The organism is Clostridium sp. AM46-21, assembly GCF_003480025.1.
Lineage (GTDB): Bacteria > Bacillota > Clostridia > Lachnospirales > Lachnospiraceae > Coprococcus > Coprococcus ammoniilyticus.
Genome location: NZ_QUIB01000023.1, coordinates 31,697 through 57,090 on the forward strand (window position 1 = coordinate 31,697; position 25,394 = coordinate 57,090).

Below are 25,394 nucleotides of genomic sequence, written 5' to 3' on the forward strand. Positions count from 1 at the left end.
TTGTCCGCATCGCACACTAAATTCTGAACTTTTCAATTTTTATGAAAAATTAATCCACTCCTTTTTTATCTATGCTATAATACTCACAAATATTCTTTTCAGGAAGGCGAAACATCATGTATAAAATTGATTTTAATCATCCAATAAATGTACATTTTATGGGAATCGGTGGTATCAGCATGAGCGGACTTGCCGAAATTCTTATCAAAGAAGGTTTTAAAGTCACCGGTTCCGATATGAAAGCATCCGATATGACGGATAAACTTTCTGACATGGGTGCTCTGATCAATATTGGACAAACTGCAAGCAATATTACAGATCAGATCGACCTTGTCGTATATACAGCAGCCATCCATCCGGATAATGAAGAATTTCAGGCTGCAAAATCCAAAAATATCCCTATGCTGACAAGAGCACAGCTCTTAGGTCAGATCATGGAGAATTATAAATACTCCATCGCAGTCAGTGGTACACATGGTAAGACAACCACAACTGCCATGCTTTCTTATATTATGTTAGAGGCCGACGTTGACCCGACAATTTCCGTTGGCGGAATCATCGATGATATCGGTGGAAATATCCGTGTAGGTTCTTCTGATTACTTTGTAACAGAAGCCTGCGAGTATACAAACAGCTTCCACGCATTCAAACCATACATCAGCATTATCTTAAATGTTGATGCGGATCATCTGGATTTCTTCAGCGGCATTGAAGAGATCGCGGAGTCATTCCACACATTTGCAACAAAGACTCCTGAAAACGGAAAAGTCATTGTAAATGGTGATATGCAGTATTTTGATACCGTAACAAGAGATCTGAAGTGCCAGGTTATTACTTTCGGTGAAGATCCAAAGAACCATTACAGCGCTGCAAATATCCGCTTTGATGAATTTGGCCGTCCAACTTATACCCTTGTGATCGACGGAAAAGAGATCACCGACATCACACTTCATGTATTTGGAAAGCATAACGTATACAATTCCTTATCTGCTATTGCTGCCGCAACAGAGCTTGACATCGAAATCGATGCGATCAAAGCAGGTCTGCTGCATTGTAAGGGTGCAGAGCGGAGATTCGAATATAAAGGAACGATCCTCGACAATGTAAAGGTCATGGATGACTATGCACATCATCCAACTGAGATTGCTGCAACCCTCGCCGCTGCAAAGAATACAGACTACCATGAATTATGGTGTGTATTCCAGCCTCATACCTACAGCAGAACATATGCCCTTTTCGATGACTTTGCAAAGGTCTTAAGTGTCTGTGACCATGTTATCGTTGCTGATATCTATGCGGCCAGAGAGAAAGACACAGGTCTGGTATCCTCAAAGCAGCTCGCCGAAAAGATTGCTTCTTATGGAACCGATGCGTTCTATCTGCCATCCTTTATGGACATCGAAAATTATTTATTGAAAAATTGCAAAAAAAATGATTTGTTGATAACTATGGGTGCCGGAAATGTCGATTCTATCGGAAATGAGCTGATAAAAAAATAATTATCCACATTATCCACAGAGCTGTGTGAAGGAGTTTTCCTCATACAGCTCTTTTCATTTGTTTACATAAAATTTACTTTCTTTTTTTCACAAATGCCCTGTTTTAGCACCTGTTCCCGATGTGTTAGTAACAAATAATTTTTTTATCCAAAACTTCTCCACATTATCCACAAAATCAACATCCCTGTCCATTTTTCCAACCGACTATTTGTTCTATTTGCAATTTAAAAAACACATGCTATAATGTGAGCACTTCTTGACCAGAGAAGGTTTGGAGACATCCAAAAGTTATGAAAGGCGGGAAAAGTTACCATGAGTTACATCACAATTTCAACAGAAGCAAAGGAAACATTTTCCCTGGTATCGAATCATTTTATTGATTATTATATGACCGAAGCAAATGGCGAATTTGTCAAGGTCTATCTATATCTTATCCGACTGTTGTCCTCAAAAGCACCGATCTCGGTAGCTGATATTGCAGATCATTTCAACCTCACAGAGAAGGATATCTGCCGTGCGATCCGGTACTGGATCAGCGAGGACGTATTACGTCTGGATTACGATGCATCCGGCCAGCTTACAGGTATTACCCTTCTTCCTCTGCATGAAAAAACAAAGGAAGAGGCAGACACCTCCCTGTCGCTCGACAGCATCTCTTTATTAAAGTTTCCGGAAAAGAAAAAGAAGCCTGCTGTTCCAGCAGCAAGCAAACCGGTACATACCAAGAATACCATATCAGGACCGGAACCGGTTCAGAAACCGGCGTCTGTATTTCCGGAGAAACAGCCTTACTCTGCCGCCCTTGCAGCAAAGGCAAAGGAAGATGATGCATTTGCCGACGTGATATTTGAAGCAGAAACCTATTTCAGAAAAGAATTATCGGTGAATGATATCGAGATCCTGATCTATATTCACGATCAGTTAGGCTTCTCCACCGAGATCATGGAATATCTGATCGAATACTGTGTCAGCATTGAGAAACCGGATCTCCGTTATGCAGAGGGCATTGCCAAAAACTGGTATCAGGCCGGCATCCACACACTGGAGGAAGCAAAGGAAGCTGCTGAAAATGGCAACCCATTGTACCGTGCAGTCTTTAAGGCACTTGGTATCAACCGGAAAGCTCCAACCACAGGAGAAGTCGCATGGATGGATTCCTGGAATAAGGAAATGGGCTTTGAACTGCCGGTCATCATTGAAGCCTGCAACCGTGGAATTGCACAGCATCCTCACGATGTAACATTTGCCTATATCAACGGTATCCTGAAAAAATGGCAGCAACAGGGTGTCAAAACAGTCGATGATATTGCCAAGGCAAGCACAGAATATCACGAAGCAAAAAAACGAAATACATCACAAAAATCAAGTCAGTACAATGCTAAACCGAATGCTTTCAATTCATTCCAGCAAAAAGACATGTCGGCTGAGCTTGATGAAATGGAGCAGTTGTTCCTAGATGAGATAAATTCTCACTAAATAAGGATTATGTGTAATTATGAAAAATATAGATTATGATAGTATATTGTCAGGCTTTCAACGGAAGCGTCTTGAAAATGAAATTCTGGCAGACAATAGAAAAGCTGAAATATATGAAAAGATTCCTGAGATAAAAAAGATCGATCAGGAAATCGCTTCCTCTTCTATTCAGGCAGCAAGAAACAGAATACGGAAACTGCCTGTTAATATGGAAGATATCAACCGGAATAACCGTGAGTTGGCAGCTCATAAAAAGCGCTTTTAAAAGAACACGGATATCCGGAAGATTATCTGGAACCGATCTATGAATGTCCGCTCTGTCACGACACCGGTTATCAGGGAAACCGTCCCTGCAAATGTATGACACAGAAGGTGATCGACGAGCTGTATAACCAGTCCACGATCCGCGAAATCCTGGAGAGAGAGAATTTCTCTACTTTTTCCCTGAACTACTACAGCCGGGAAAACGATGGCACGCATAAGCATACGCCATACGAGAATGCCTCGAATACTTTAGCAGCATGTAAGGAATATGTCGAGCATTTTGACGAATCCCACTCCGGCATTCTCCTCTATGGAGAAACAGGGCTTGGAAAAACCTTCCTGTCCAACTGTATTGCAAAGGCTTTGTTAGACAAAGGACACACAGTTCTTTATCTGACTTCAATAAATTTATTTGAAAATATTTTATCAGGCATTATAATGGGTAATGTGCGTGAAAAAGAAAAGATGATGTTATATGATTATATCTATAACTGTGAACTGCTGATCATCGACGATCTCGGCACCGAGGTTCCGAATACCTTCGTCAATTCCCAGTTGTTTGAGATCATAAACATGCGCAACAACCGATCCCTTGCTACTCTGATCTCAACCAATCTGAGTATGCGGGAGCTTTCTGACCGGTATACGGAACGTATCATGTCCCGTATCATTGGTGACTTTAAGGTATTTCCATTATATGGAACAAATATCCGCTACACCAAACGAAAAGACCGGATCCAGAATAAAACTTCTAACTGATGGCATTGCAGTCTTCTGCATTTGCATATATACTATCAATGATACTAACAATATAAGGTATCGAATCATTACACTATAAGATTATGGAGGATATTTATCATGCCAGACGATAGCAAATTAGAAACCATACCCGTGGGCAGTCTCGGAATTGTCGCTCACAAAAGTTGTACAGGCCTTGGTGAAAAGGTTGATCATTATCTCGTAAAATGGAGAGCTAACAGAGACAATGTACACAAAGACAACATTGTTTTCCACGGATATGAAGCTGATACTTACCTGATCAGTGCCGATTGTCCACGTTTCGGCTCCGGTGAGGCAAAGGGTATTCTGAATGAATCCGTTCGTGGTAAAGATATCTATATTATGGTTGATGTCGGGAACTATAGCTGTACTTATACAATGGCAGGCCAGCCACAGCGTATGTCTCCGGATGACCATTATGCAGATTTGAAACGACTGATCGCCGCTATGACTGATAAACCAAAAAAGATCACAGTAATTATGCCATTCCTTTATGAAAGCCGCCAGCACAAGCGTTCTTCCAGAGAATCTCTTGACTGTGCCGTTATGCTTCAGGAATTAAAGTCTTATGGTGTTGACAATATTGTGACATTTGACGCACACGATCCTCGTGTCGTAAATGCCATCCCTAAGAGCGGATTTGAGAATGTACGTCCAACCTACCAGTTCATCAAGACCCTGCTCCGTACCACACCGGATCTTGAAATTGACAACAACCATATGATGGTCATTTCTCCGGATGAGGGTGCTATGCACAGAGCAATCTACTTTGCGAACCTGTTAGGTGTCGATGTCGGAATGTTCTACAAGCGTCGTGACTATTCACGCGTTGTTGATGGAAGAAATCCGATCGTTGCTCATGAATTCCTTGGTGATTCTGTTGAGGGCAAGGATGTTATCATCATCGATGATATGATTGCTTCCGGTGAAAGCATGATCGATGTTGCAAGACAGTTAAAGCAGAGAAAAGCAAAACGTGTTTACTGTATCGCTACCTTCGGTCTCTTCACAAAGGGTCTTGAAGTATTCGATAAGTGCCACGAAGAAGGTCTGATCGAAAAGGTCATCACAACCAACCTGACCTACCAGATGCCTGACCTGTTCAAGAAGGATTGGTACGAATCAGCCGATATGAGCAAGTACATCGCTCTGATCATCGACCACTTAAATCATGATGCTTCTATCAGCGAGCTGTTAGATCCTGCTGAGCGGATCAACGCACGTATCGCTGAGTACAAAGAAAAACATACCATCTCTGATAACTATGAGATGTAATTAAGTATAACTAAAAAACCCCGCCTGCATCCAGCTCTATCGTAGGTAGGGATTGAAACGCGTTGCACTGATGTTTCAATCCCTACCTGCAATAGAACTGGAAGTGGACAGGGATTTTTAATTTTTAATTTACAATCAATTTACAACTCTACATAATTATATTCCATAGAGAGATCATCCAGCATATCTCCAATGGCATTGTTTGAAGTAAAGATTATGACCTGATCGGTATCAATGCGGCTCATACAGTAGAGTGCATTTTTCAGACGGTGTTCATCATAGGCTGTAAAGATATCGTCTACAATGATCGGCATACGGTCTTTGCAGAGAAGCCCTGCGATGCACAGCCGGACAGCCAGATAGATCTGTTCAATCGTTCCGCTGCTTAGGAACTCGATCGGCATATAATGATCGTCGTCAAATACCGAAATATGCATATTCTCATCCAGTTTCACATCGTTATATTTGCCATCTGTAATGATACTGACGATCTCCGAAATATTCTCATTTAAACGGCCACCGAAATCATTATAAATATCCACCGATATATCATTGATAGTCTGGATCGCAAGGTCGATCGCCTTCTGTTCCTTCTCCATCACCTCAAACCGTTTCTGAAGCTCATCCCGTTTGCCCTTTAATTCATAATAGGAATCCCGCTTTGCTACGGCATCATGCTCTTTGAACTTCAACAGCTCTAATTTTGCATCATGTGCTTCCTGAAAATTCCGGTCGATCTCGATCCGGACTGTTCTGGATTCTGTAGCACGTCCAAGTTCATAGATCATCTGGTCGAATTCTGCCTCATCCGGTACTGCATCCGCTCCATCAAAGAAGCCCTTCCGGAATAATCCGTCAATGATCGTAACAGCCACAAATGCGATCGTACAGATTGTAAATAACTGCTGGATTGCTTTCTGGAAATTCAGCAAGTGAACCGCCAGCATAACTGCGGCAACAACCAGAATACCAGTCAGCATTATAATAAATATATTGTCAGTCAGCTTTTTCTGTGTCTTCGGACGGAACTCCTCATCATCATCCAGCGCTTCCACATCAAGGAAGATATGACTTCTGGTACGGTCTTCGTCTTCATCCGGAATTGCTGCATCCTTCTCGTTTACAAGCTGTCTTGCCTCCCGTTTCAACCGCGCGATCTCCATATTATAAGCATCCAGCTCTTCCCGGCGTTCTTCCCGGATTGCTTCCAGATCTCCGTCTACATCTCCAAGCGCATCCATCTGTTCATTTAACTGATCAATCTCTGCTGCCAGCTTTTTATTTTCAAAATTCCGGCGTTCATTTTTCAGATACCGGACCGCTTCTGTCTTATCAATATCGGCATTCCGGGTTGTGGTCAGATTTACCACATAATTGCCAAGATCCTCTGCCAGTTCCTTCCCCGGTGCAGCACCATGTTCTCCGATACAAAGGGTATTCGTATAGGTGCTTTTATCTACATCAAACAGGATGCCTTTATAAGAATTCGGATTCTTAAGCTGTACTTCTTTTCCTGTTTCAATCTCTGTCAGCGTTGCATTTTTATTTGTACGAAGGAAATTCCGCTCCAGAAGATAGCTTTTGTCATCTGTTACAGCGTATGCCTTTCCGGAATAACCACCGCCGTTTACCGGTTTGCGAAGCTCATAATTATCCAGCCTTGCTCCGATCCCTCTGGTCTTATCGATTCCATACAGCATGCCAACAATAAATTCTTTCACCGTTGTCTTACCGGATTCATTTGCACCGTAGATCAGATTCAAGCCCTTTTTCAGCCGGATCTCTTTATTATTAAATTTTCCAAATTCCTTTAATAACAGCTTATTTATATACATGATCACTTATCTCCAGTTGCAAGTATTGCTTCTACCCCATACTTTAATGCATGTTTGCTGATCTCGTCCTCTGCATCCGCGAATCGTTCAATAAACTTTCCAAGCAGATTATCTTCATTATCCAGATGAAGCTTGTCCAGATCGTACTCACACAATGTATTATCCACGATCTCATAGATACGGTAGTTTCTCATCAGACCTGAAAAATCCGGTTTCAATCCATTTGCCATATGTCCGGACAGAATAATACGGTAAATATTCTGTGTCCCCATATTCTCCATCTGCTTCGCAAGAACATCCAGAATCTTTGCTTCGCTATATTCCGGTTTCACAGCAAGCCCCAGATTAATATAACTTCGACAGTTAAATGGCTCCCAACGTATCTTTGTCTCGCCATCCTTAATCTGTCCATAGATAAATCCATGTCTGCCGGTCTCTGTCCGGTCAAGCGGCTCTAACGAACCCGGATATGCCATCTTATTCTTCACGATATGCTTTGGTTTGTGGATGTGTCCCAACGCGCAGTAGTCAAATCCCGCCTCTGCCATTTGCCGAAAATTGATCGGAATATGCTTCTCATCTCCACCATGTGCCAGCAGAATATTGACCACATCCTCCATCTGCGGCATGATATCCGCATAGACATCTTCTGTATATTCCACCTGTCCAAAACTGAATCCTGTCACACAGACATTGATATCGTCCAGATATGCATTACTGAATGTGTCTGCCGGCATCAGCACTGTGTTCGATGTAAATTCATAACTCTCTGCCGGTGATCCTTTACTGATATAATCATGATTTCCCGCGATCATGATCGTTCTTGTATTTGTGAGCTTCGACAGCTTATAATCCAGACTCTTCAGATCCTGCAGGGATGGCTGTGCATGGAACAGATCTCCCGCGATCAGCAGCAGGTCTACTTTGCGTTCTTCTGCCACAGCCAAAAGGCGGTCAAATGTTGATTCGATCTCGTCTGCCCGCTCTTTGCTCCAGCTTTTATCTTTATCAGGAACGGCGCCCAGATGGACGTCCGCTATATGAATAAATCTCATAGGATAACCCCTTTTCTGTTTCTCAGCCAGAAAAACCTCTGGCAACTCACTCTTGATTATACCCCACCTGCCCCTATATCGCAATTAAAAAGATTGGCAAACATGGATATTCCGGTCGCTGCGCCAGCAGCCGGAATATCCCAAACTACGAGTCTTTTTAATTTGCGATATAAAAGCAGGTGCGGTATACTTTGGCTATATTTTTAAGTTGATTTAAGTTATAGCTGTTATTTTATAGATAGAAACTTTTTTACAATAAGCAATTATTGGGCTGCATTTTCGTAGCACAGGAGCATGAGCAAATTAGGCATATACACCGAATAGAAAGCGCAACTTGTTTGCACCAGAATCGATCAGTGGTATACAGCCACATAAATCGGGGCAAATCAAATAAGAAATGAAAGGTGTGAATAGTAAGGATAACAAATCCGATCCATATGATAATTCAACCAACAACAGTGTTGTGACTATGAATGCAAATGCCGTCACCTCAGAAACCCAGACTTCAAATTCCTCTGACAATGCTGCAAGCTCCAAAAATACACAGTTCCCTGACAACAAACAGATGCCAGGGAATGCACCGAGCAGCATAGGAGGCTTTGACATGGATGCCGACGAATCCTGTGTCCTCACGATCAATGGCGGCACTGTTACGATCAACGCCGATGGAGATGGCATCAACAGCAATGGTTATTTCTACATGAATGGTGGAACTGTATATGTCGAAGGACCGGAGAGCAATGGCGACAGTGCACTGGACTACGGCATCTCCGCAACCATTACAGATGGTTACTTCCTGTCAACCGGATACTCCGGCATGGCGCAGAGCTTCAGCTCGGATTCTACCCAGTGTTCCTACATGCTAACGCTTTCATCAAATACAAATGGAACAACCACTGTTGTTTTGACCGATGCCGATGGAAATGTACTCCTGTCACATGAAACTTCAAAGTCCTACAATTCTGTCATCGTCAGTTGCCCGGAGCTTGAAGTTGGCAGCACCTACACCCTGACAGCCGGAGGTACCAGCCAGAGCATCACGCCGACCTCCACCGTCAACTAGGGTGGCAAGCCGAATGTCCACCGTGTATCGTAGTCTGTCCTGTAACAAACAAGCTGTGCTTTCTATTCGGTTGCGCTGGAAATGCCGCCGACTGCTTCGGCAAGCTTCATCAGGTCGAGGGCAGAGCCATCTCTGGCATCCAGAATTACGACCTGCTCCGGGAGCTCATGATCTGCAGGATCTTCGTATTCTGCAAGAATCCATGCCGGAACATATTCAAATCCGCTTCCATCTTCCTTCTGTTTCAGATAGTAAGACAACGTAATATCGTTAAATGCAATCTGCTTATATGCTGTCGGATATTTGGTGTAATATGCTGCTATAGACTCATTTGCTTTCTTAAGCATCTCATCAAAGGATAACAGTTCCACCGCCTGTGGGCTGCCATCCGCTTCCAGATAACTGTTCCAGAGAGCTTCAATTACACCATTTGCATCTACCTGAATCGTATATTTCTCGATTGGGACATTCACAAATCCATTTGCCTGACGAAGATTATCTGCGGTCCAGACCGCTACATCTGACACAGGCTGATCCTCGACAGATCTTATATATTCAAAGGAATATCCATCGACAACAACCGGAAGCTCCTGATCGGATTCACCATCATTCCGATATAACCAGCACAGATCCGATTCACTCTGTAAAATCGCATCCGATCCGCCAATCTTTGACAGAAATTCTTCAGCAATCTGCCTTGCCTCATCTACCGATAGTGAACATTCATTAATATCCGATTCCAACTCTCCATATTCATCACCCAAGCCGGTATTGTATTCTTCCAGGCTGGATGTGAATACACCGGTCGCACCTTCCATCGGACGATACTGCAGAAGATCCTCCTTTATCCGGAAAAGCGTATCATTTTCCCCTTCCTGAGGAAAACTGATTCTGTATTCCAGATCACCAACTGTACCCATATATTCATCCGCGGAATAGTCTCCCGCATTTTCTCTCTGCTTTGAAGTCGTTTGCAGCAAACGGTTCATACGGTCAATATCCGAATCATAATTCGCGGCATGTGACGGATCTGCCTTTTTCTGCTGCTCGTACAGATCGATATATTCCTGAATATCCTCCTTTGACAGCTTGTCCATATTCTCCATATCATAATAGACATAGACACCCTTATCTGTGTCAAATAACTTTTCTACCAGATTTTTTCGATATTCCGGATCGATCTCTTTCATCTTTACCGGAGCTACATACATTGCACCGGTATTCGGCACAGTAATATCCGAATCTGTCAACCGGATCTCTTTAAGCCCGGTCGATCCTGCGTCAAATGTGGTATCACACGATTCCGGAATACTATATTTACTCTGAACGCTTCCGCCATCTCCATTACCTACATCCACATTATAATCGGTATCTTTTTTCCCACACGCGGACAAAGCTGCAATACATGCAAATGCCGCTGCCATTACCACAAACTTTTTCTTTCTCCATAACTTCTGTCTCATTGTAATCGCCTCCGTTAACTATCTTTTACCCCTTATTCTCGTACATTCTCCTTGTTATATCTATTTTTTATTTTAACCAATCTCATCTGATAACACAAGTAAACTAAAAAAGAGAAGCAATCTTTTCCAAATTGCCTCTCTGCATCATCATCTCATGTCATTTTCTGACTCCATATCTTTTCGCCTTATACCAATCTATACAAATATTTTTATTCATTGTCCCTCTTGTTCTTCCCGCTCATGCAGATATTTTTCCTTCGTCGCCATTCCTCCCCGGATGTGCCGCTCCGCTTTATTTACATCCAGAACCACGCGAATCCTTGCCGCCAGAAATGGATTGATCTTTACCAGACGTTCGGTTACATCCTTATGTACCGTGCTTTTGCTTACTCCGAATTTCTTTGCTGTCTGCCGGACCGTTGCTCCGCTTTCCACGATATATTGTCCAATTTCTTCTGCTCTTTCCTCAATATAATCTCTCAAAAAAATTCCCCTACAAATCTCATTTTTACAATGTATGCAGAGGAATTTTTGTCTATGTCTATCTGATGGAATGAACATAGAATTATTTTTATTCTATTAATGCGCTTAGATCAAGCTTATATATCATATCTCCCAGTTTTTTTTCCTTATTCAAAAATGTTACCATATAAATAGGATAATATATAATATTGTCTTTTTTATTTACATTACCATTACAGAAAACAAACGCCTCATGAATATTATATCTAGGATTTTTCATGCAATTATTAAGAGCCGCATGTCTTTCATAATCTTTTCCTGATTTTATCTCAATAGGCAATACGCAATTTTCATATTCGATAATAAAATCTAATTCTCCAGATCGATTATTGTTATAATAAAACAAATTAAATCCATGACATTTCAACTCCTGTGCAACAACATTTTCATATATTGCACCATAATTTATATTGAGCTCATTCATCAACATTTTCTTTTGAATTCCATTTGCATACATGGCTGTAAGAAGTCCTACATCTGCAAGAAACAACTTAAATAAATTAGTCGATTTGGATATAAGCAACGGTAACATGGGTTCCGATACACAAAATACCGGAAGCGCAACCCCTGCATCCTTCAGCCATATAAAACTATTCTCATATCTGGAAAGCTTAAAATTTTCATTAAGATTTTTCATAATAAATCGTTTATTCTTATTGTTCAATTCACTTGGAATCAGATCAAATATGTCTTCCAAATATAATTTGCTTTCCGGATCATACTTAGCAATATCTTTTTTATATTGCATTATAATCTGGCTTTGCAAATCAATAACATTCTGAATATTATTTGTATCAATATATTGCTTAACCACCTCTGGCATTCCGCCAACGATCAAATATAAGCGAAATAATTCCAACATTTTTTCATGTATAACTTCATCTACGACTTTTTTGTTTATAAAGCAATCCTTTAATGAGTCCAATATCCGTTGGCTCACATTGTTTGCCATACAGAACTCTTCAAAATCCATAGGATACATTTCTATAACCTGCAAATATCCGACAGGAATTGATCGAATATCCTTTAATTCAACACCAAGAAGAGAACCACTTAATACATATTTATAATTTCCTTCTTCAACCAAAAATTTTATTGCCGTAACTATCTCCTTACACTCCTGTACCTCATCCAAAAAAATAATCGTTTCACCTTTTATTAATTCACCTTCTGCAAATGCCGATAATCTGAGCAAAAAATCGCGTGTATTTTTAAAATCCGAAAATAATTTTTTTGCCTCTTTATTCTCAATAAAATTGATTTCAACAAAAGAAGCTGTGGTTTCCTTTATACATTCTCTAATTATATATGTTTTACCGATCTGTCTAGCTCCAGTAACAAGCAAAGCCTTCTTTTTGGCATCCTGATTCAAAAAATTCAAAATATCATTTTTTATTTTTCTTCTCATTCTACACCTTCTTTCATATTTTCATATATATTATGCCATATCTTTGTCCGTTTATACAAGGTTATTTTTGCATTTTTGTCCGTTTATACAAGGTTATTTTTATATTTTTTGTCCGTTTATACAAGATTTGTACATTATTTTTGAACCATGATATAATGAACGCAAAATTATTTGCTCGCAAGGATGCTGATTTTGCGGAATGCATTGAAGAAAGAAGTTTTGATAATGAACAACAAACCAAACAACTACATCCTGGATTTTACGCATGTATACTGCGATGAAGATATGAAGGATAACCCACGGTTTCACTGGATCGACTGCTCTGACATTGAAGGCTGCGACCTGTATTGTTCAGATGAAGCCGCTGCCGAGATCCGGAAACGAATCATGCCATATGGAATCAAAGGTATCCATTTTATTGACTCCGGGAATTTTCATTATGTAACAAAGATAACAACCGACCAGATCAAACGACCGTTCTCGCTCGTAGTATTCGACCACCATACAGATATGCAGCGACCACTCGTTGACGGAATGATGAGCTGTGGTGACTGGGCGGGACTTGTTCTGGACCAGAATCCAAATCTGAAACAGTTAATTCTGATCGGACCGGAAGCAGCCGACATTTTCCAGATTGATGCAGTACGCAAAGACCGTCTTCTGACCTTTTCTGCTGAAGAACTAAAAAATGAGACTGCCCGAAAGAAATCAGCAAACATCCTCTCAGGTGTCCCATTTTATATTTCTATTGATAAAGATGTTCTCTCTACCCGTTTCACAGAAACCAACTGGAATCAGGGCGACATGACACTTGATATGTTGGAACATCTGCTTGGCATCATCTTAAGCCATGAAACCGTATGCGGCATCGATATCTGCGGTGAATGCCAACCGGATCTACCACTTCCAGAATACATGGAAGACGAAGAAAAAAATGAACGTATAAATCATGAGCTGATTGATTTTATTCGATCACATATTTCTAACGATACCCCATCCGTTTCTCATAATCGATGATATAATCCCTGTTTGCAAGCTCATACTGATTAAACATTGCTGTATCATCGAAATCATCCGGATCAATCGTTCCATTGTACCAGCTCTTGGAATTGAAATATGCCTGATAATCCGGATCATTAAATTTTCTTCCATGGCGGGCATATATTTCGTTAAGGGCGAGACGGCATTCATCCGGTGTCAGCCCATCCAGGTCACTATCTGATATGTATTCAGAATCACTATTCGGAAGCATATACTCGGAATCTGAAGTATCCCCTGTTTCCTGTGAGCCTGACTGGTTATCTGTATTGGCGAGCACCTTAGAATTATAATTATCACTTTCTCCGCTATATTCACAGGCTCCATCCAACGCCAATACCGTAACCATATGGTAATAATAATTTGCTCCTGCCATAGAATAAATCTTTGCAACAGCTCCCAGGGTTCCATTTTCATCAATATATGGAAGTGCCTCTGCAACATTTTCAGACGCTATTGTTTCATTGTAAACGACATCATAATAGTCATCTGTATCTTTAAAGCTTCCATACAATGAATAAAAGCAGGCATCCATGGCATCCTGTGCATCCTGTTCATAATCTGCTTCATCTATATTCAGTTCTGCAAGCAGATCCTTCTTCGTAAGCAGCTTATCGTTTTTCAGATCCAGAACATACACATTATACTCAACCATATCTGCATCAAATTGAAGCGGTATGATCAACGATAATATATTGCCATACAGAGTCCATTTATAACTGATTCCCATACAACCCGATCCATATTCATCTGTATTTTCTATGTATTTCTGTGCAAGCTTCTCGATTCTTTTATTTACTTCGTCACATGCTGCACCGTCATAATTTATGTAAGGCAAATAATATACACCTGTATAATTTACAGTTTCTACCTGTGCTGACATATCGGAATCAATAACCATATCTGCACTGTATGCAGTCTGTGCCTCACTTGTATTCTCTGAACTATTTTTCTCCGTAACCTGAGCATCTGTTGATGTATCTGTTGACAAATCCTCTGATGCATCTGTTATCATTTCTGTCTGATCTTCGGAAACCTCACTTTGTTTTGTAGTGACTTTATCGGAAGCTTCATCCTTTTTCCCATTCGAAGCATAGTAGATCTCTGCAGATAAACCTGCTGCCAGGATAGCGAAGCATATAAATATCGCCCGTTTCCATCCGCCAAATTTTCCTAAGATCAGAGGGCAAAATAATACAGCAGCCAACATCATAACTGCTCCAGCCAGATACTGTCCCATAATAAAAAACACTACAGCAACTATGATGCCACATACCGTCGCACTCCAAAAACGAAACTTCTGGTATCCTGTCAATGAAGTTGTTTCTGTTCCCTTCTTGCTCTCTCTATCATTATGGTCATTTTGCAAATCAGGCTGAATATAATCAAAAGTCTGAGTATTGTATTCTATATTCTGAGACTGACCAGATCCGGATATTTGCTCCGGTGAGGCCTGTTCTACAGGTTGTCCGCAATTTGGACATACCGCCCATCCATCCTGTAATTCTTTTCCACAATTACTGCAAAACATATTTTTCACCTTCCCTTTCTTCTATTCATTTATCTATGGTGTATACTCATACTCACTTTTATCGTATATTCCTCCATATTCATTAAACAAATCCCGGTCAGATATAGCCAGATAAATTCTTTCATATTGAGGATTATATGTCAGCATTGCACCATCTGAATAATAAATAAATACCCCATTTTCATTAATATAATCCGGTATTAATTCAAACGACCATGACAATGTATAGCCACTATACATTAACTGCAAATAACGATCACTCATATTAATAACCTGCAGATTGGAACCATTTCCTACTTGTGTATATATAGCACTATAATTTGTATACCAATACAGATCATTCTCGTTATAACTTACGGATTCATCCTGTGTTACATCTGATCCCGGCCGGGTTGCCAGACATAATTTATATTTTCCACACACTGTCATGCTGATGCGACTGGTATCTTCATTTGCATTTGCAGGAAAATCAAAAACTACCTCCACATTAGCTCCTGTATTTCCCGCCAAATTGCCAGATTCCCAATCTGACCAGATTCTTTTGCAGGCTACTCCATCATTGTCAACATCACTAAATATATTGGATGATACAAATCCAGATGTCATTTCATCCTTATTATAGACATAAACCGTGCAATGGACTTCCAAACCTTGACCATCATTTCTTGCCCGGACACGCGCATTTTTTACCTGAACGCTCCAGTATGGATCCTGATCTATAGTCTCCATTAGATAATACACATCGGAAGATACATCTGCCTTCTCACTCTTTTCTTCCGCCGCCTCCGTTGTATTTACAGTCTGCTGCTCTGTCGTAACCACGCTTTCCTCTGTTTTATCCTGTTTTGTCCCACTCTCACCAAACAAACGGCTATTGTAATCCTCAAAAAGACTTTCATTTGATTTGCCATCATAAATTACATCATGTAATACCGGATAGCCATCACTATTAAAACCAAATATTACAGATTCATCCACACCATCCGGTTCTGTAAAACTGACTGTTACATATTCTTTATCATCAACTTTCTCATACGACCAATCCAGTTCATCCTCACTATAAGCAAATCCAAAAAAGTCCTCTATCGTATAATCTGCGGTCGCCATCGGATATGTCTTAATATATTCAATACAGCCCTCTTCCCTCAAAGCATCATCCCAGTACCAGGTAAAAATACCAAGCAACACCAATATGGCACTGCCGATAATCAACAGAACTTTCTTTGATCCTGCCTTTTTTATCAACCAGGCATTGCCAATATTCCCGCTATCGCAAATGTAATACCCGATATGGTATGTCCCATTGGAAAAGCTATAATGGCAACAAGAAACATTCCAATAAACATCCATTTCAAACGTGCCATCTTTGATTCATGATAGGCTTCCCTCAATATCTTTGATCCGCTTTCTTTTTCCTCCGAGTCACTTGAATTGTTCAAATTAATATTGGATATATTATTTGTTTGATTCTGCATATTGCCTGCGGATCTACCGCAATAAGGGCAAAAATTCCCATCAAAATCATGTCCACATATACATTTCATATATCAATCTCTCCTCCTTCAACTACCATATTAATAATTCTATTATCCAATCCATATCACCCGTAAAAAACAACCCTCCACCTATAAGAACAATGGTTACAAAACCCATAGCACGTTGTCTTTTCTTAGGTAACCGATTCAATACCAGTGGACATAAGGTAAATGCTCCACCTACTAAACAAATTCCGCTCAATATATCTCCATTAGAAAAAAAGATAATAGCAAATATAACTCCCAGAATAGTAACAACCCAAAAACATTTCCCTTGAAATCCTACTAATGGATTCAATTCCTCTTCAGGAGTTTGATTATAGTTATCTCCCGTCGTATCCGTAATGTAATTTTGATTATATGTAGATGAATACCCATATGCATTCGGGCTACTATAGGTATTCTGTTTCACCCAATTGTTGTCCATTACTGGCTGCTGTCCAACTGCTTTTCCACAATTTGAGCAAAAATTATCATTAACTTCGCATCCACAATTCCAACATTTCATATATTGTCTCCTTGAAAGTGTATCATATTATTTTGTAATTAAAGAAAATTAAAAGAATATTTTTTATAAGACATTGTCCAATTATGATTCCAACCATTATGTAAAAGCAGCCAGGACTCAATTGTAATTTCTTTTTTTTAGTCTTAAATACATTATTGATAATATCAGAACATACAAATAACATAAGCAAGAGCACCGAATATATCATAGCAGGGTGATATATAAAGCTTTTAACGAAATGTCCATTCATTAATGCTACTGCAGCCCTTGTTCCCCCACACCCGGTACAATATAATCCATACTTCTCGTATAAAATACAATGCGCCGGAATCAAATCTATTAAGGATATGTGAAAGACTTTTATGCCAAGTACCCCCATTAACAAAAATATAAATATCCATAATGCCACACTTCTTTTAAAAAACAAACCATATATCTGTTTAAACTTATTAGATTTCATCAAGCAAACTTGCTCCACATAACAATACGATCATTGCTGGTATTAAAGCAACAATTCCACACACCATTCCGGCTATTGCCATTCCTCGATTTGCTCCAGCCGCTGCCTGTTTCTTTATAGATAAATATGCAAAAACAACGGCTACAATTGCCGTAGGAAATGAAATATAATAAAAACAACAAGAACAGCATAAAGCAACAATTCCGCATACCATGGCTGTTATTGAAAATCCTTTTGCGGCTCCTCCTTCTTGTCTTGGATATGCCCCAGTATTATATGTTCCATTATAAGCATTCTGATTCGATATTCCCTGACTCGTATAATAATTCTGATTATATGCTACCTGATTCATTTTCATTTCAGAACCTGTCTGCTGATATCCTACGGTCTGTTGAGTTGCGTATTGATTACTCGATACCTGTTGTTGATTTTGTGTATTTGATCCCTCTGTCGTTTGATTTGTTGTTCCCTGACTCGTCGATAATTGTTGGGATGCTGGCTTTCCACATGAAGGACAAAAGCTGCCCTCATATTCTCTTCCACATTCGCATTTCATATGAATTCCTCCTTACGTCTCATTTATCAAGATATATTTTTATAATCCTTATGTGTTAGCTTTTGCTTCTTGGATTTTACACATTATATCACATTTCTCCCTCAAACCAAACCTTTTAAGTACCATTTTAAAATATTACTAAACCTTTTAAAGTGTTATAAATGCATAGATTTACACATAAACTATATCTAGGAGGTCTAGAACACGTATGGAAAGTAATGTTTTAATAGCAATAGGAAAAAGAATCGCCGAAATACGAAAGTCCCATAATATTACTCAGGAAACTCTAGCTGACCAGCTTGGTGTAAGTCCTAAGCACATATCCCATACCGAATGTGGGAAATCCAGTCTTTCCTTAAAAAATTTAACTGAATTTTGTCATCTGTATGATTGTAGTCTGGATTATATTGTATTCGGAAAATCTGAAGACAGTACGCTGTCAAAACTGCCACCAGAAATATCAAATATACTTTACACTGGAACACCAACTGAAATAGATCGCTTGAATCGCTATCTACAAATTTATATCGAATTACTACAAAAGCAGGACTGATTTCTATCTACCGAAACCGCCCTGCTTTTCTCTTTACTGTATTTCTTTATTATCCTTATAAAATTTTATCACTATTACTTACCCCCGCAGATAATTCTTCTCCCCCTTGCCAATAAAATACACCTTATGAAACGGCACAGTCACAAGAAGCGTCACCGCTTCTGCGATCGGTACAGCCAGCCATGCTCCATAGATCTTAAGAAAATGCGGTAGGATCAGAAGGCTTAACACCGTAAAGATAAATGTCCGGCTGAATGAAATGATCGCCGACACCTTACCATTTGAAAGGGCTGTGAAGAAACCGGAGGATGTGATATTTAATCCACTGAACAGGAAATTGATCGCAAAGATCTTGAATCCGATCTCTGCCAGTTCAAATGTTGCCGGATCATGTGTGAACACCGTAATGATCCAGGTCGCAAGCGCCTCTGCGATAACCGTCAGAATAATCGCCGATACCGCCACAAAAAGGAATGCAATCTTATAAATACTCCGAAGCTTCTTCTTATCCTTTGCACCATACTGGAACCCAACGATCGGACTGATCCCGATTGTAAATCCCAGATAAAATGCATTGAATAAGAACTGTCCATACAGCAGGATCGAGATAGCCGCAACTCCGGCTTCTCCTGCAAGACGCATCAGAACAAGATTGAACAATACCGTTACAACAGAATTTGAAAGCTCTGATACCATCTCTGAAGAACCGTTATAGCAGGCATGTCCAAGCTCCCGCAAGGAAAGCTTGAATCCGGTAAACCGAAGCTCACCTTTGGAGAACATGAAAAATACAAGTCCGGCAATCGCGGGAATGCACTGACCGATTCCTGTTGCAAGTGCCGCACCTGCAACTCCCATATCACAGATCACGATCAATACGTAATCAAGAACAGCATTTACAATACCTGCACCGATCATAAGCAGCAAGCCCATCGTTGGCCGTCCCGCTGTGACCAGATACATCTGAAACAACGTTTGCAACATACAGGCAGGAATGAATAAGCTCACCATTCCCAGATAACTTTTACAGTCTGTCAAAAGCACTTCATTAGAACCCAGCAGTCTGGATATCTCTGTCAGGAACACCTGACTGATCACCACGATCACAAGGCTGACCAGAATACATACCGTGACAAACTGAGTCAGGCTCTCACATGCTCTCTTTTTATTTCCCTCTCCAAGATATTTGCTAATGATCGCATTTCCACCCGATGCCAGCATCATGGCAATGGCGATCGCCACATTTACTACGGGATATACGATATTTAACGATGATAATGCATTACTTCCGACAAATCGGGATACAAAGATACCATCCACGATGGTATACAACGACATAAATACCATCATGATGATTGACGGTGCTGCAAAGCTCAGCAGCGACCATGGCGTAATGCGACGATTTAATGATTTACCCATTTTAACAAGTCCTCTCCGTTTTATAACACTTTTCTAATTGACAAAGCCAAGCATATACTATAGGGTAACCCTATAGTCAAGTGTAATTTTGAAAATGAAAGGAAATTCAAATGAATAAAAAGATATATATGACGACCGGCGAGTTCGCCAGGATCATGCGAATAACAAAAGAAACCCTGTTTCATTATGATGAGATTGGTTTATTTCAGCCGGAGCTCACCCAGCCAAATGGTTACCGCTATTATTCGATCTATCAGACCGAGATCCTTGACACCATCCTTTTATTAAAAGACCTCGGTATGCCGTTAAAAGAGATCAAACAGCAGCTTGCCAACCGTGATCCGGCAAAGATGCTCCATATATTAGAAGAACGTGAACATCAGATCAATACGGAGATTGCCAAATTACGCTCCATGGAAAAATGGATCTCGCAGCAAAAGAGCAAGATCCATTTCGCTATGCAGATCGATCCGACAGCCATCTTTATTGCTGACTTCCCGGAACGATACTATCTCTATGCAGAAGCACCGACCGCTACAGATGCTGAACTGTATCGAAAAACCGATGACCTGATCAATCTTCTGCTAACGGTCGGTTCTACTTTTAAAAATGATTATGATATGGCATATTTCCAGCATGCTTCCCATATCGAATCAGATAAGTACGCTGTCTATGATAATGTCGCCCTGTTGTTAGATAACAAGCCTTACGGGCTTCCTGTCCATACCTTGCCTGCAGGAAAATATCTCACCGCCTACCACACCGGTCACTGGGATACGATCGGCGATACTTACGACCGCCTGATGACCTTTAAACATGAGCACAACATCCATACTTCCTCTGAATATCTGGAACACAATGTTATAGATAGCTTCACTGCCGAAGACCCGCAAGACTACATTACCGAAATCACTGTAGCCTTAGAAGCATGATCTACATTTTTATATAAGGCTCCGCTAAAACTTCTCAAAGAAATGATATTCGTACAGGTTGGTCAGCTTCTTACCTGTCAGCGCCGCATAGGTACGAAGTAGCGAGGATGCACAACCTGCCACACCAACATACAGTCCCGGATAGCTCACAACTCTGGTCGGGATCGTTCTCCACCAACTGTCATACCAGGTACGAAGTCCCGGTGTCCGGTGATCCGAATCGGAAAGCATCACATCAGCCGTACGGATCATATAATCATAGAACTCTTTCTCTCCGGTATATTCATACATGGCAGCAAAATGCTCCAGAATACCTGCTGTTCCACAGCACTGGCACTGGCAGTTCCAGAAGCCCCAGGAATGTTTCTCCGGCGCACCGGCACGGACGATACCGCGCGATAATTCGATCGTCCAGTTCCGGTAGATCTCCTCTCCGGTAATCTCATACAGTTCACGAAATGCCAGCGTACTTCCAACCGGGCCATGACATGTACTGAGATAATATTTGTCATACGTCGGACCTGTTACCGGATGATCCTGATATGGAATCAATCGTCCGGTTTCATCTCCAACTGCGATATTCATTGCATATGTAAGTCCTTCCTTTGCCAGCTCCAGATATTTCTTTATACCGGTCTTACGGTAAAGGATATCTAAGAATACGATAAATCCGCCATCTGCGGTGATATCCTCCTGATCACTCCAATGCAGTCCTCTCTTATCAGTTACTGTTGCTTCAAGCAGGACATCCGCAACATATAATACATAATCCCGATACGCCTGTTTTCCTGTCACCTGATACAGGTCTTCAAGGAAATACGCCTCACCAACCGGGCCATTGTAAGGGCCTGCCGCCCAGCCCGGAACCGGAATAATACCCTTTACCTCTGAATGAAGCGTCGTCTGATACCATTCCACGCCAACCTTCGTTGCAATGATATGCGCCGCTGCTTCCTCCGCCTCAGTCAGCCAGCGTGTGTCTCCGGTTGCTTCATACAGCCGAATGAAGAAAATACCAATACCTGCCGAACCGTCATACATACTCTTCGGCGTAAATAACGGAACATCCTCCCGGTATCCATCCTGTCCTTCCGGCAGAGCCTGCCAGATCCTGCCATACTCCGTCTTAATTGCCAGCGTATCGATCCATTCCGCCGTATCGATCGCCGCTTTCAAATAATCTTCTGCTGTATTCTTTTGAAAAATCTCCGGTGTAATCAACTTCGCCATATCTTCGTCTCCTTTGTAACTTTATCCTATGCTGTAAAAACTTCTCACTCTGTCCCAGTTTATCTCGCTGCTTATTATCTCTTTCTCCAGTCATTCCTGTTTCATCGCTTTTATTTCCTAGTATTTCTATATGATAATTATACATGTATTTTCAAATTAAGCAAGCCTTAAAATCACACCCAAACTATAACTATACTATTAAGTGTCCTTTTCATTACATTTTGTATCGTGTTATATCGTTCTCCCCTTATTTACGAACTCTCATAAGGGAAAATAAGGGAAAGAAAATCTGGTAACAAATTATAGAAATGGCGCTAGAATATTGGGACTTGATATGATAAGATTAACGGAAATACTTTATTTGAAAGAGGTGAGAACGATATGAAATATATCCGAGATAATTACTCAGTACAGTTGATGTAAACTGTTGGCAGATTGTGCTGAGGTGAAAATAAACTTGCTAGCAGTCGTTAACTGTACTGTCCAAATGATTGAACTACAATATATAAAGGAGTACAGTTATGCGCTATATAAAAGAAATTCTAAAGAATAACAGAATATGGGTATTAGCTTACATTGGACTAGGTATATTTAATGCATTTATGGCTAATTACAAGACGGACTATTTTCAGAAGGTTATTGACGGATTGGCGACTGGAACACTTACATTTGCAGGAGTTATAACCTACGGTCTTATTTTGCTGGTAAATTATTGTATGAATTATCTGGATAATTATCCAGAAAAGAAATTGGAGTATGGTATTTATCTGGATTTTAAGCTTTTGTCGCTTAGAAAAATAAGTACAATCGATTATACGGAATATCAGAAAATAGGTACTGGAAAACTTGTTCAAAGGATCGAGAATGGCTCATCCGCAGGCAGAAATGTAGTATTCAATTTCTGGTTACGTTTGATTCGTGATTTACTTCCTACCATTGTTTTTAGTGTATATTTTATTTGGAAGATTGATAAAATAATTACTTATATTTTGTTTGTAGGCTATATGCTTATTTTTATAATAACCAATATTCTACTAAAGTTTCTATACAAAATAAAAGAAAAGATTTTGAACAGTGAGGAGCTATTCAATCATTTTCTGGTTAGGGGCTTTATGGAAATGTTGGTATTCCGTATGAGCAAACAGTTTCCGAGTGAAATAAAGAAAACTCGTAGTGCCAAAGAGAATATTGTTTCATCAAAAGTAAAAATGAATATGATTCATGAAGCATTTTTTACAATATTTGCGCTACTTGTGGCAATGTTAGATATTGGTATTTTATTTTACGCATGGAAAACAAAAAATCTTACAGTGGGTTCTATAGTTGCACTCATTGCGCTGATTGAAAATGCTTACACGCCGATCGCTATTTTTAATGTACTTTATGTTCAATATAAATTGGACAAGGCATCCTATAAGAGATTTGAAGAATTTTTAGATTTAAAAGATGATAATCAATTAAGAAATGGTAACGCAATTAATACGGACATTGGTGAAATAGCGATAAAAAACTTATCGTTCCAATATGAAGAACGGAAAATTATTGATGATTTGAGCCTGTTCATAAAAAGGGGACAAAAAATAGCTTTTGTAGGAGAAAGTGGCTCTGGAAAATCCACTGTGATTAAAATATTACTGGGATTACTAAAATACAATCAGGGAGAAATCTGCTTAGGTGATATGGAGTTAAGTGGAATTTGCCTTAATAATTTGTATGACAAAGTCAGCTATATATCGCAGGATGTTCCCGTTTTTGATGGAACAATAAAAGAAAATCTGGTATTTGAAAAGAACGTGTCAAAAGAACAAATGCTGGACGCATTGAGTGAAGTGCAACTATCTCATTTGGTTGAGAATCTTGCGGAAGGCTTAGATACTGAAATTGGTGAGAAAGGAACCTGCTTATCAGGTGGAGAAAAACAAAGACTTGCCTTCGCCCGCTTGTGGTTTGAAAACCCTGAACTTGTCATTTTGGATGAAGCAACATCTGCAATGGATAATTTAACAGAAGAGATTGTAATGAAATCGGTTATGCAAAAAATGAAAGATAAAACGGTCATTGCGATTGCACATAGATTAAATTCCATTGCCGGTTTTGACAGAATTATTCTCTTTAGAGAAGGGAAGATTGTCGGACAAGGGACTTTTGAAGAACTATTACATACAGATTCTTATTTTAAGGAACTGTATAATGCGAATGTTCAATAATAGTATTTGTTACATTTGAATTTGTAAAAAATTTAAAGTGGCTGGCGCTCTTGCTTTTAGTGTTTGAACGACAGCCACCCAACAGAAATTCATACTATTTTAAGCAAATAGTTTTTGCTTTTGTAGATATTCGAATTGCCTTTGTACGCATATTTTTTCACAGATGCATTATCTAGTTGAACATCCCCTGTAATGAATATCAGTAAGATTTCCGTTATAAAATACAGCTTGCCAGCATATGCGGGCGCATGTTTGAGCCGGAGGCGAGTTTGCGCAGGAGCATATGCGAATCAGGCAAACTACTGCTCATCCTCCAGCATCTCCCGGTCCTTCTCCATCTCCTGCACAACCCCAAACGCCGACAGCTCATCCGCAAATTCTTCCATATAATCCTGATAATGCTCCATCAGTTCTGCCTGAACCGCATCCACGCCCTTCTGTTTACCCAAATGGCGCTTCTTATCCACACCATGCTTCCGGCTTTGGCGCATCCCCGGATATACCTGATCTGCAGTCCTGTTTCTTCTATTAAATAACATATCCCATTCCTCTTTTCATACAAAAAGAAACCGCCATGTATATAAGCCATTCCGGCTTCCTTTCTTTATAAAAGAGTATCGACATCCAGCGATCGGTTTATACCATTCCTTCTGCTGTATCAATTAAATCATAAATAAAAATCCGGGAGAAATTAAAATTGTGTATAGAAAGGGCTTGAGCCCCAGTAATTAATACTGAGGCTCATTCTTAAAGGAGAGGTCATGGAGGATTCCAAAAAGGGGGGG

The 25,394-nt window shown here is 40.2% G+C and carries 24 protein-coding genes; 10 read left to right on the forward strand and 14 right to left on the reverse strand.

What is annotated here, in order from left to right:
• Window positions 1-116 precede the first annotated feature (116 nt).
• From murC to DW959_RS13480, 5 genes are all read left to right on the forward strand, one after another.
• Window positions 117-1,499 (forward strand): UDP-N-acetylmuramate--L-alanine ligase, encoded by a 1,383-nt coding sequence (gene murC, locus DW959_RS13465; RefSeq protein ID WP_117822350.1) that lies wholly within the window; start codon window positions 117-119, stop codon window positions 1,497-1,499.
• 312 nt (window positions 1,500-1,811) lie between these two features.
• Entirely contained in the window at window positions 1,812-2,975 is a 1,164-nt protein-coding gene (locus tag DW959_RS13470; RefSeq protein WP_021944688.1) for a DnaD domain protein, read from the forward strand.
• Window positions 2,976-2,994: 19 nt separating this feature from the next.
• Entirely contained in the window at window positions 2,995-3,240 is a 246-nt protein-coding gene (locus DW959_RS14770) for a hypothetical protein (RefSeq protein WP_243023410.1), read from the forward strand.
• 35 nt (window positions 3,241-3,275) lie between these two features.
• On the forward strand, window positions 3,276-3,998 hold the full coding sequence (locus DW959_RS13475) for an ATP-binding protein (protein WP_243023411.1): 723 nt from the start codon (window positions 3,276-3,278) through the stop codon (window positions 3,996-3,998).
• 96 nt (window positions 3,999-4,094) lie between these two features.
• Window positions 4,095-5,294 (forward strand): ribose-phosphate pyrophosphokinase, encoded by a 1,200-nt coding sequence (locus DW959_RS13480; RefSeq protein ID WP_347465299.1) that lies wholly within the window; start codon window positions 4,095-4,097, stop codon window positions 5,292-5,294.
• 140 nt (window positions 5,295-5,434) lie between these two features.
• Here DW959_RS13480 and DW959_RS13485 read toward each other — a convergent pair whose 3' ends face one another.
• Together DW959_RS13485 and DW959_RS13490 are read right to left on the reverse strand one after the other, a co-directional pair.
• Window positions 5,435-7,129 (reverse strand): AAA family ATPase, encoded by a 1,695-nt coding sequence (locus DW959_RS13485; protein ID WP_117822352.1) that lies wholly within the window; start codon window positions 7,127-7,129, stop codon window positions 5,435-5,437.
• 2 nt (window positions 7,130-7,131) lie between these two features.
• Window positions 7,132-8,184: a DNA repair exonuclease gene (locus DW959_RS13490; RefSeq protein ID WP_226801102.1), complete on the reverse strand. Its 1,053-nt coding sequence runs from the start codon at window positions 8,182-8,184 to the stop codon at window positions 7,132-7,134.
• A gap of 406 nt (window positions 8,185-8,590) precedes the next feature.
• Here DW959_RS13490 and DW959_RS13495 point away from each other — a divergent pair, with 406 nt between their 5' ends.
• Window positions 8,591-9,247 carry a hypothetical protein gene (locus tag DW959_RS13495; RefSeq protein WP_147340241.1) on the forward strand — a complete coding sequence of 219 codons (657 nt, stop codon included), beginning with the start codon at window positions 8,591-8,593 and terminating at the stop codon, window positions 9,245-9,247.
• Between the two features lie 62 nt (window positions 9,248-9,309).
• Here the strand turns inward: DW959_RS13495 and DW959_RS13500 are convergent, their stop codons facing one another.
• The 3 genes from DW959_RS13500 to DW959_RS13510 form a co-directional block, all read right to left on the reverse strand.
• Window positions 9,310-10,710 (reverse strand): DUF6034 family protein, encoded by a 1,401-nt coding sequence (locus tag DW959_RS13500; protein WP_117822355.1) that lies wholly within the window; start codon window positions 10,708-10,710, stop codon window positions 9,310-9,312.
• Between the two features lie 213 nt (window positions 10,711-10,923).
• A complete protein-coding gene (spoIIID, locus tag DW959_RS13505) occupies window positions 10,924-11,193 on the reverse strand; it encodes a sporulation transcriptional regulator SpoIIID (RefSeq protein ID WP_117784465.1) in 270 nt (89 codons plus the stop codon).
• 88 nt (window positions 11,194-11,281) lie between these two features.
• The gene (locus DW959_RS13510) at window positions 11,282-12,640 is read right to left on the reverse strand and encodes an AAA family ATPase (protein WP_117822356.1); all 1,359 of its coding nucleotides are present in this window, start codon (window positions 12,638-12,640) and stop codon (window positions 11,282-11,284) included.
• A gap of 225 nt (window positions 12,641-12,865) precedes the next feature.
• On the opposite strand from DW959_RS13510, the gene DW959_RS13520 reads away from it, so the two are divergent.
• Entirely contained in the window at window positions 12,866-13,657 is a 792-nt protein-coding gene (locus tag DW959_RS13520; RefSeq protein WP_242997304.1) for an arginase family protein, read from the forward strand.
• Here the strand turns inward: DW959_RS13520 and DW959_RS13525 are convergent.
• From DW959_RS13525 to DW959_RS13550, 6 genes are read right to left on the reverse strand one after another with little or no spacing between them, the layout of a single operon-like run.
• Window positions 13,623-15,209, reverse strand: a complete 1,587-nt coding sequence (locus DW959_RS13525; protein WP_117822359.1) for a YARHG domain-containing protein — start codon at window positions 15,207-15,209, stop codon at window positions 13,623-13,625. The genes DW959_RS13520 and DW959_RS13525 overlap by 35 nt on opposite strands.
• 33 nt (window positions 15,210-15,242) lie before the next feature.
• Window positions 15,243-16,454, reverse strand: coding sequence for a hypothetical protein (locus tag DW959_RS13530; RefSeq protein WP_118616393.1), 1,212 nt, complete (start codon window positions 16,452-16,454; stop codon window positions 15,243-15,245).
• Entirely contained in the window at window positions 16,451-16,753 is a 303-nt protein-coding gene (locus DW959_RS13535) for a hypothetical protein (protein ID WP_118616395.1), read from the reverse strand. The genes DW959_RS13530 and DW959_RS13535 overlap by 4 nt, the downstream gene beginning before the upstream one ends.
• 22 nt (window positions 16,754-16,775) lie before the next feature.
• Entirely contained in the window at window positions 16,776-17,252 is a 477-nt protein-coding gene (locus DW959_RS13540; protein WP_117822361.1) for a zinc ribbon domain-containing protein, read from the reverse strand.
• Between the two features lie 22 nt (window positions 17,253-17,274).
• On the reverse strand, window positions 17,275-17,712 hold the full coding sequence (locus DW959_RS15170) for a DUF2752 domain-containing protein (protein WP_117822362.1): 438 nt from the start codon (window positions 17,710-17,712) through the stop codon (window positions 17,275-17,277).
• Complete coding sequence (locus DW959_RS13550; protein WP_118616397.1) at window positions 17,702-18,268, reverse strand: DUF4190 domain-containing protein; 567 nt, start codon at window positions 18,266-18,268, stop codon at window positions 17,702-17,704. The genes DW959_RS15170 and DW959_RS13550 overlap by 11 nt, the downstream gene beginning before the upstream one ends.
• 208 nt (window positions 18,269-18,476) lie before the next feature.
• On the opposite strand from DW959_RS13550, the gene DW959_RS13555 reads away from it, so the two are divergent.
• A complete protein-coding gene (locus DW959_RS13555) occupies window positions 18,477-18,821 on the forward strand; it encodes a helix-turn-helix transcriptional regulator (protein WP_118616399.1) in 345 nt (114 codons plus the stop codon).
• A gap of 78 nt (window positions 18,822-18,899) precedes the next feature.
• Here the strand turns inward: DW959_RS13555 and DW959_RS13560 are convergent, their stop codons facing one another.
• Window positions 18,900-20,240 carry an MATE family efflux transporter gene (locus DW959_RS13560; protein ID WP_117822365.1) on the reverse strand — a complete coding sequence of 447 codons (1,341 nt, stop codon included), beginning with the start codon at window positions 20,238-20,240 and terminating at the stop codon, window positions 18,900-18,902.
• A 110-nt stretch (window positions 20,241-20,350) separates the two neighbouring features.
• On the opposite strand from DW959_RS13560, the gene DW959_RS13565 reads away from it, so the two are divergent.
• On the forward strand, window positions 20,351-21,172 hold the full coding sequence (locus DW959_RS13565) for a MerR family transcriptional regulator (protein ID WP_117808086.1): 822 nt from the start codon (window positions 20,351-20,353) through the stop codon (window positions 21,170-21,172).
• A 24-nt stretch (window positions 21,173-21,196) separates the two neighbouring features.
• Here DW959_RS13565 and DW959_RS13570 read toward each other — a convergent pair whose 3' ends face one another.
• Window positions 21,197-22,402: a lanthionine synthetase LanC family protein gene (locus DW959_RS13570; RefSeq protein WP_117822366.1), complete on the reverse strand. Its 1,206-nt coding sequence runs from the start codon at window positions 22,400-22,402 to the stop codon at window positions 21,197-21,199.
• A 521-nt stretch (window positions 22,403-22,923) separates the two neighbouring features.
• On the opposite strand from DW959_RS13570, the gene DW959_RS13575 reads away from it, so the two are divergent.
• Complete coding sequence (locus DW959_RS13575) at window positions 22,924-24,609, forward strand: ABC transporter ATP-binding protein (RefSeq protein ID WP_117784471.1); 1,686 nt, start codon at window positions 22,924-22,926, stop codon at window positions 24,607-24,609.
• Window positions 24,610-24,908: 299 nt separating this feature from the next.
• On the opposite strand, the gene DW959_RS13580 is transcribed toward DW959_RS13575, so the two are convergent.
• The gene (locus DW959_RS13580) at window positions 24,909-25,148 is read right to left on the reverse strand and encodes a hypothetical protein (protein WP_021944676.1); all 240 of its coding nucleotides are present in this window, start codon (window positions 25,146-25,148) and stop codon (window positions 24,909-24,911) included.
• Window positions 25,149-25,394: the final 246 nt, after the last annotated feature.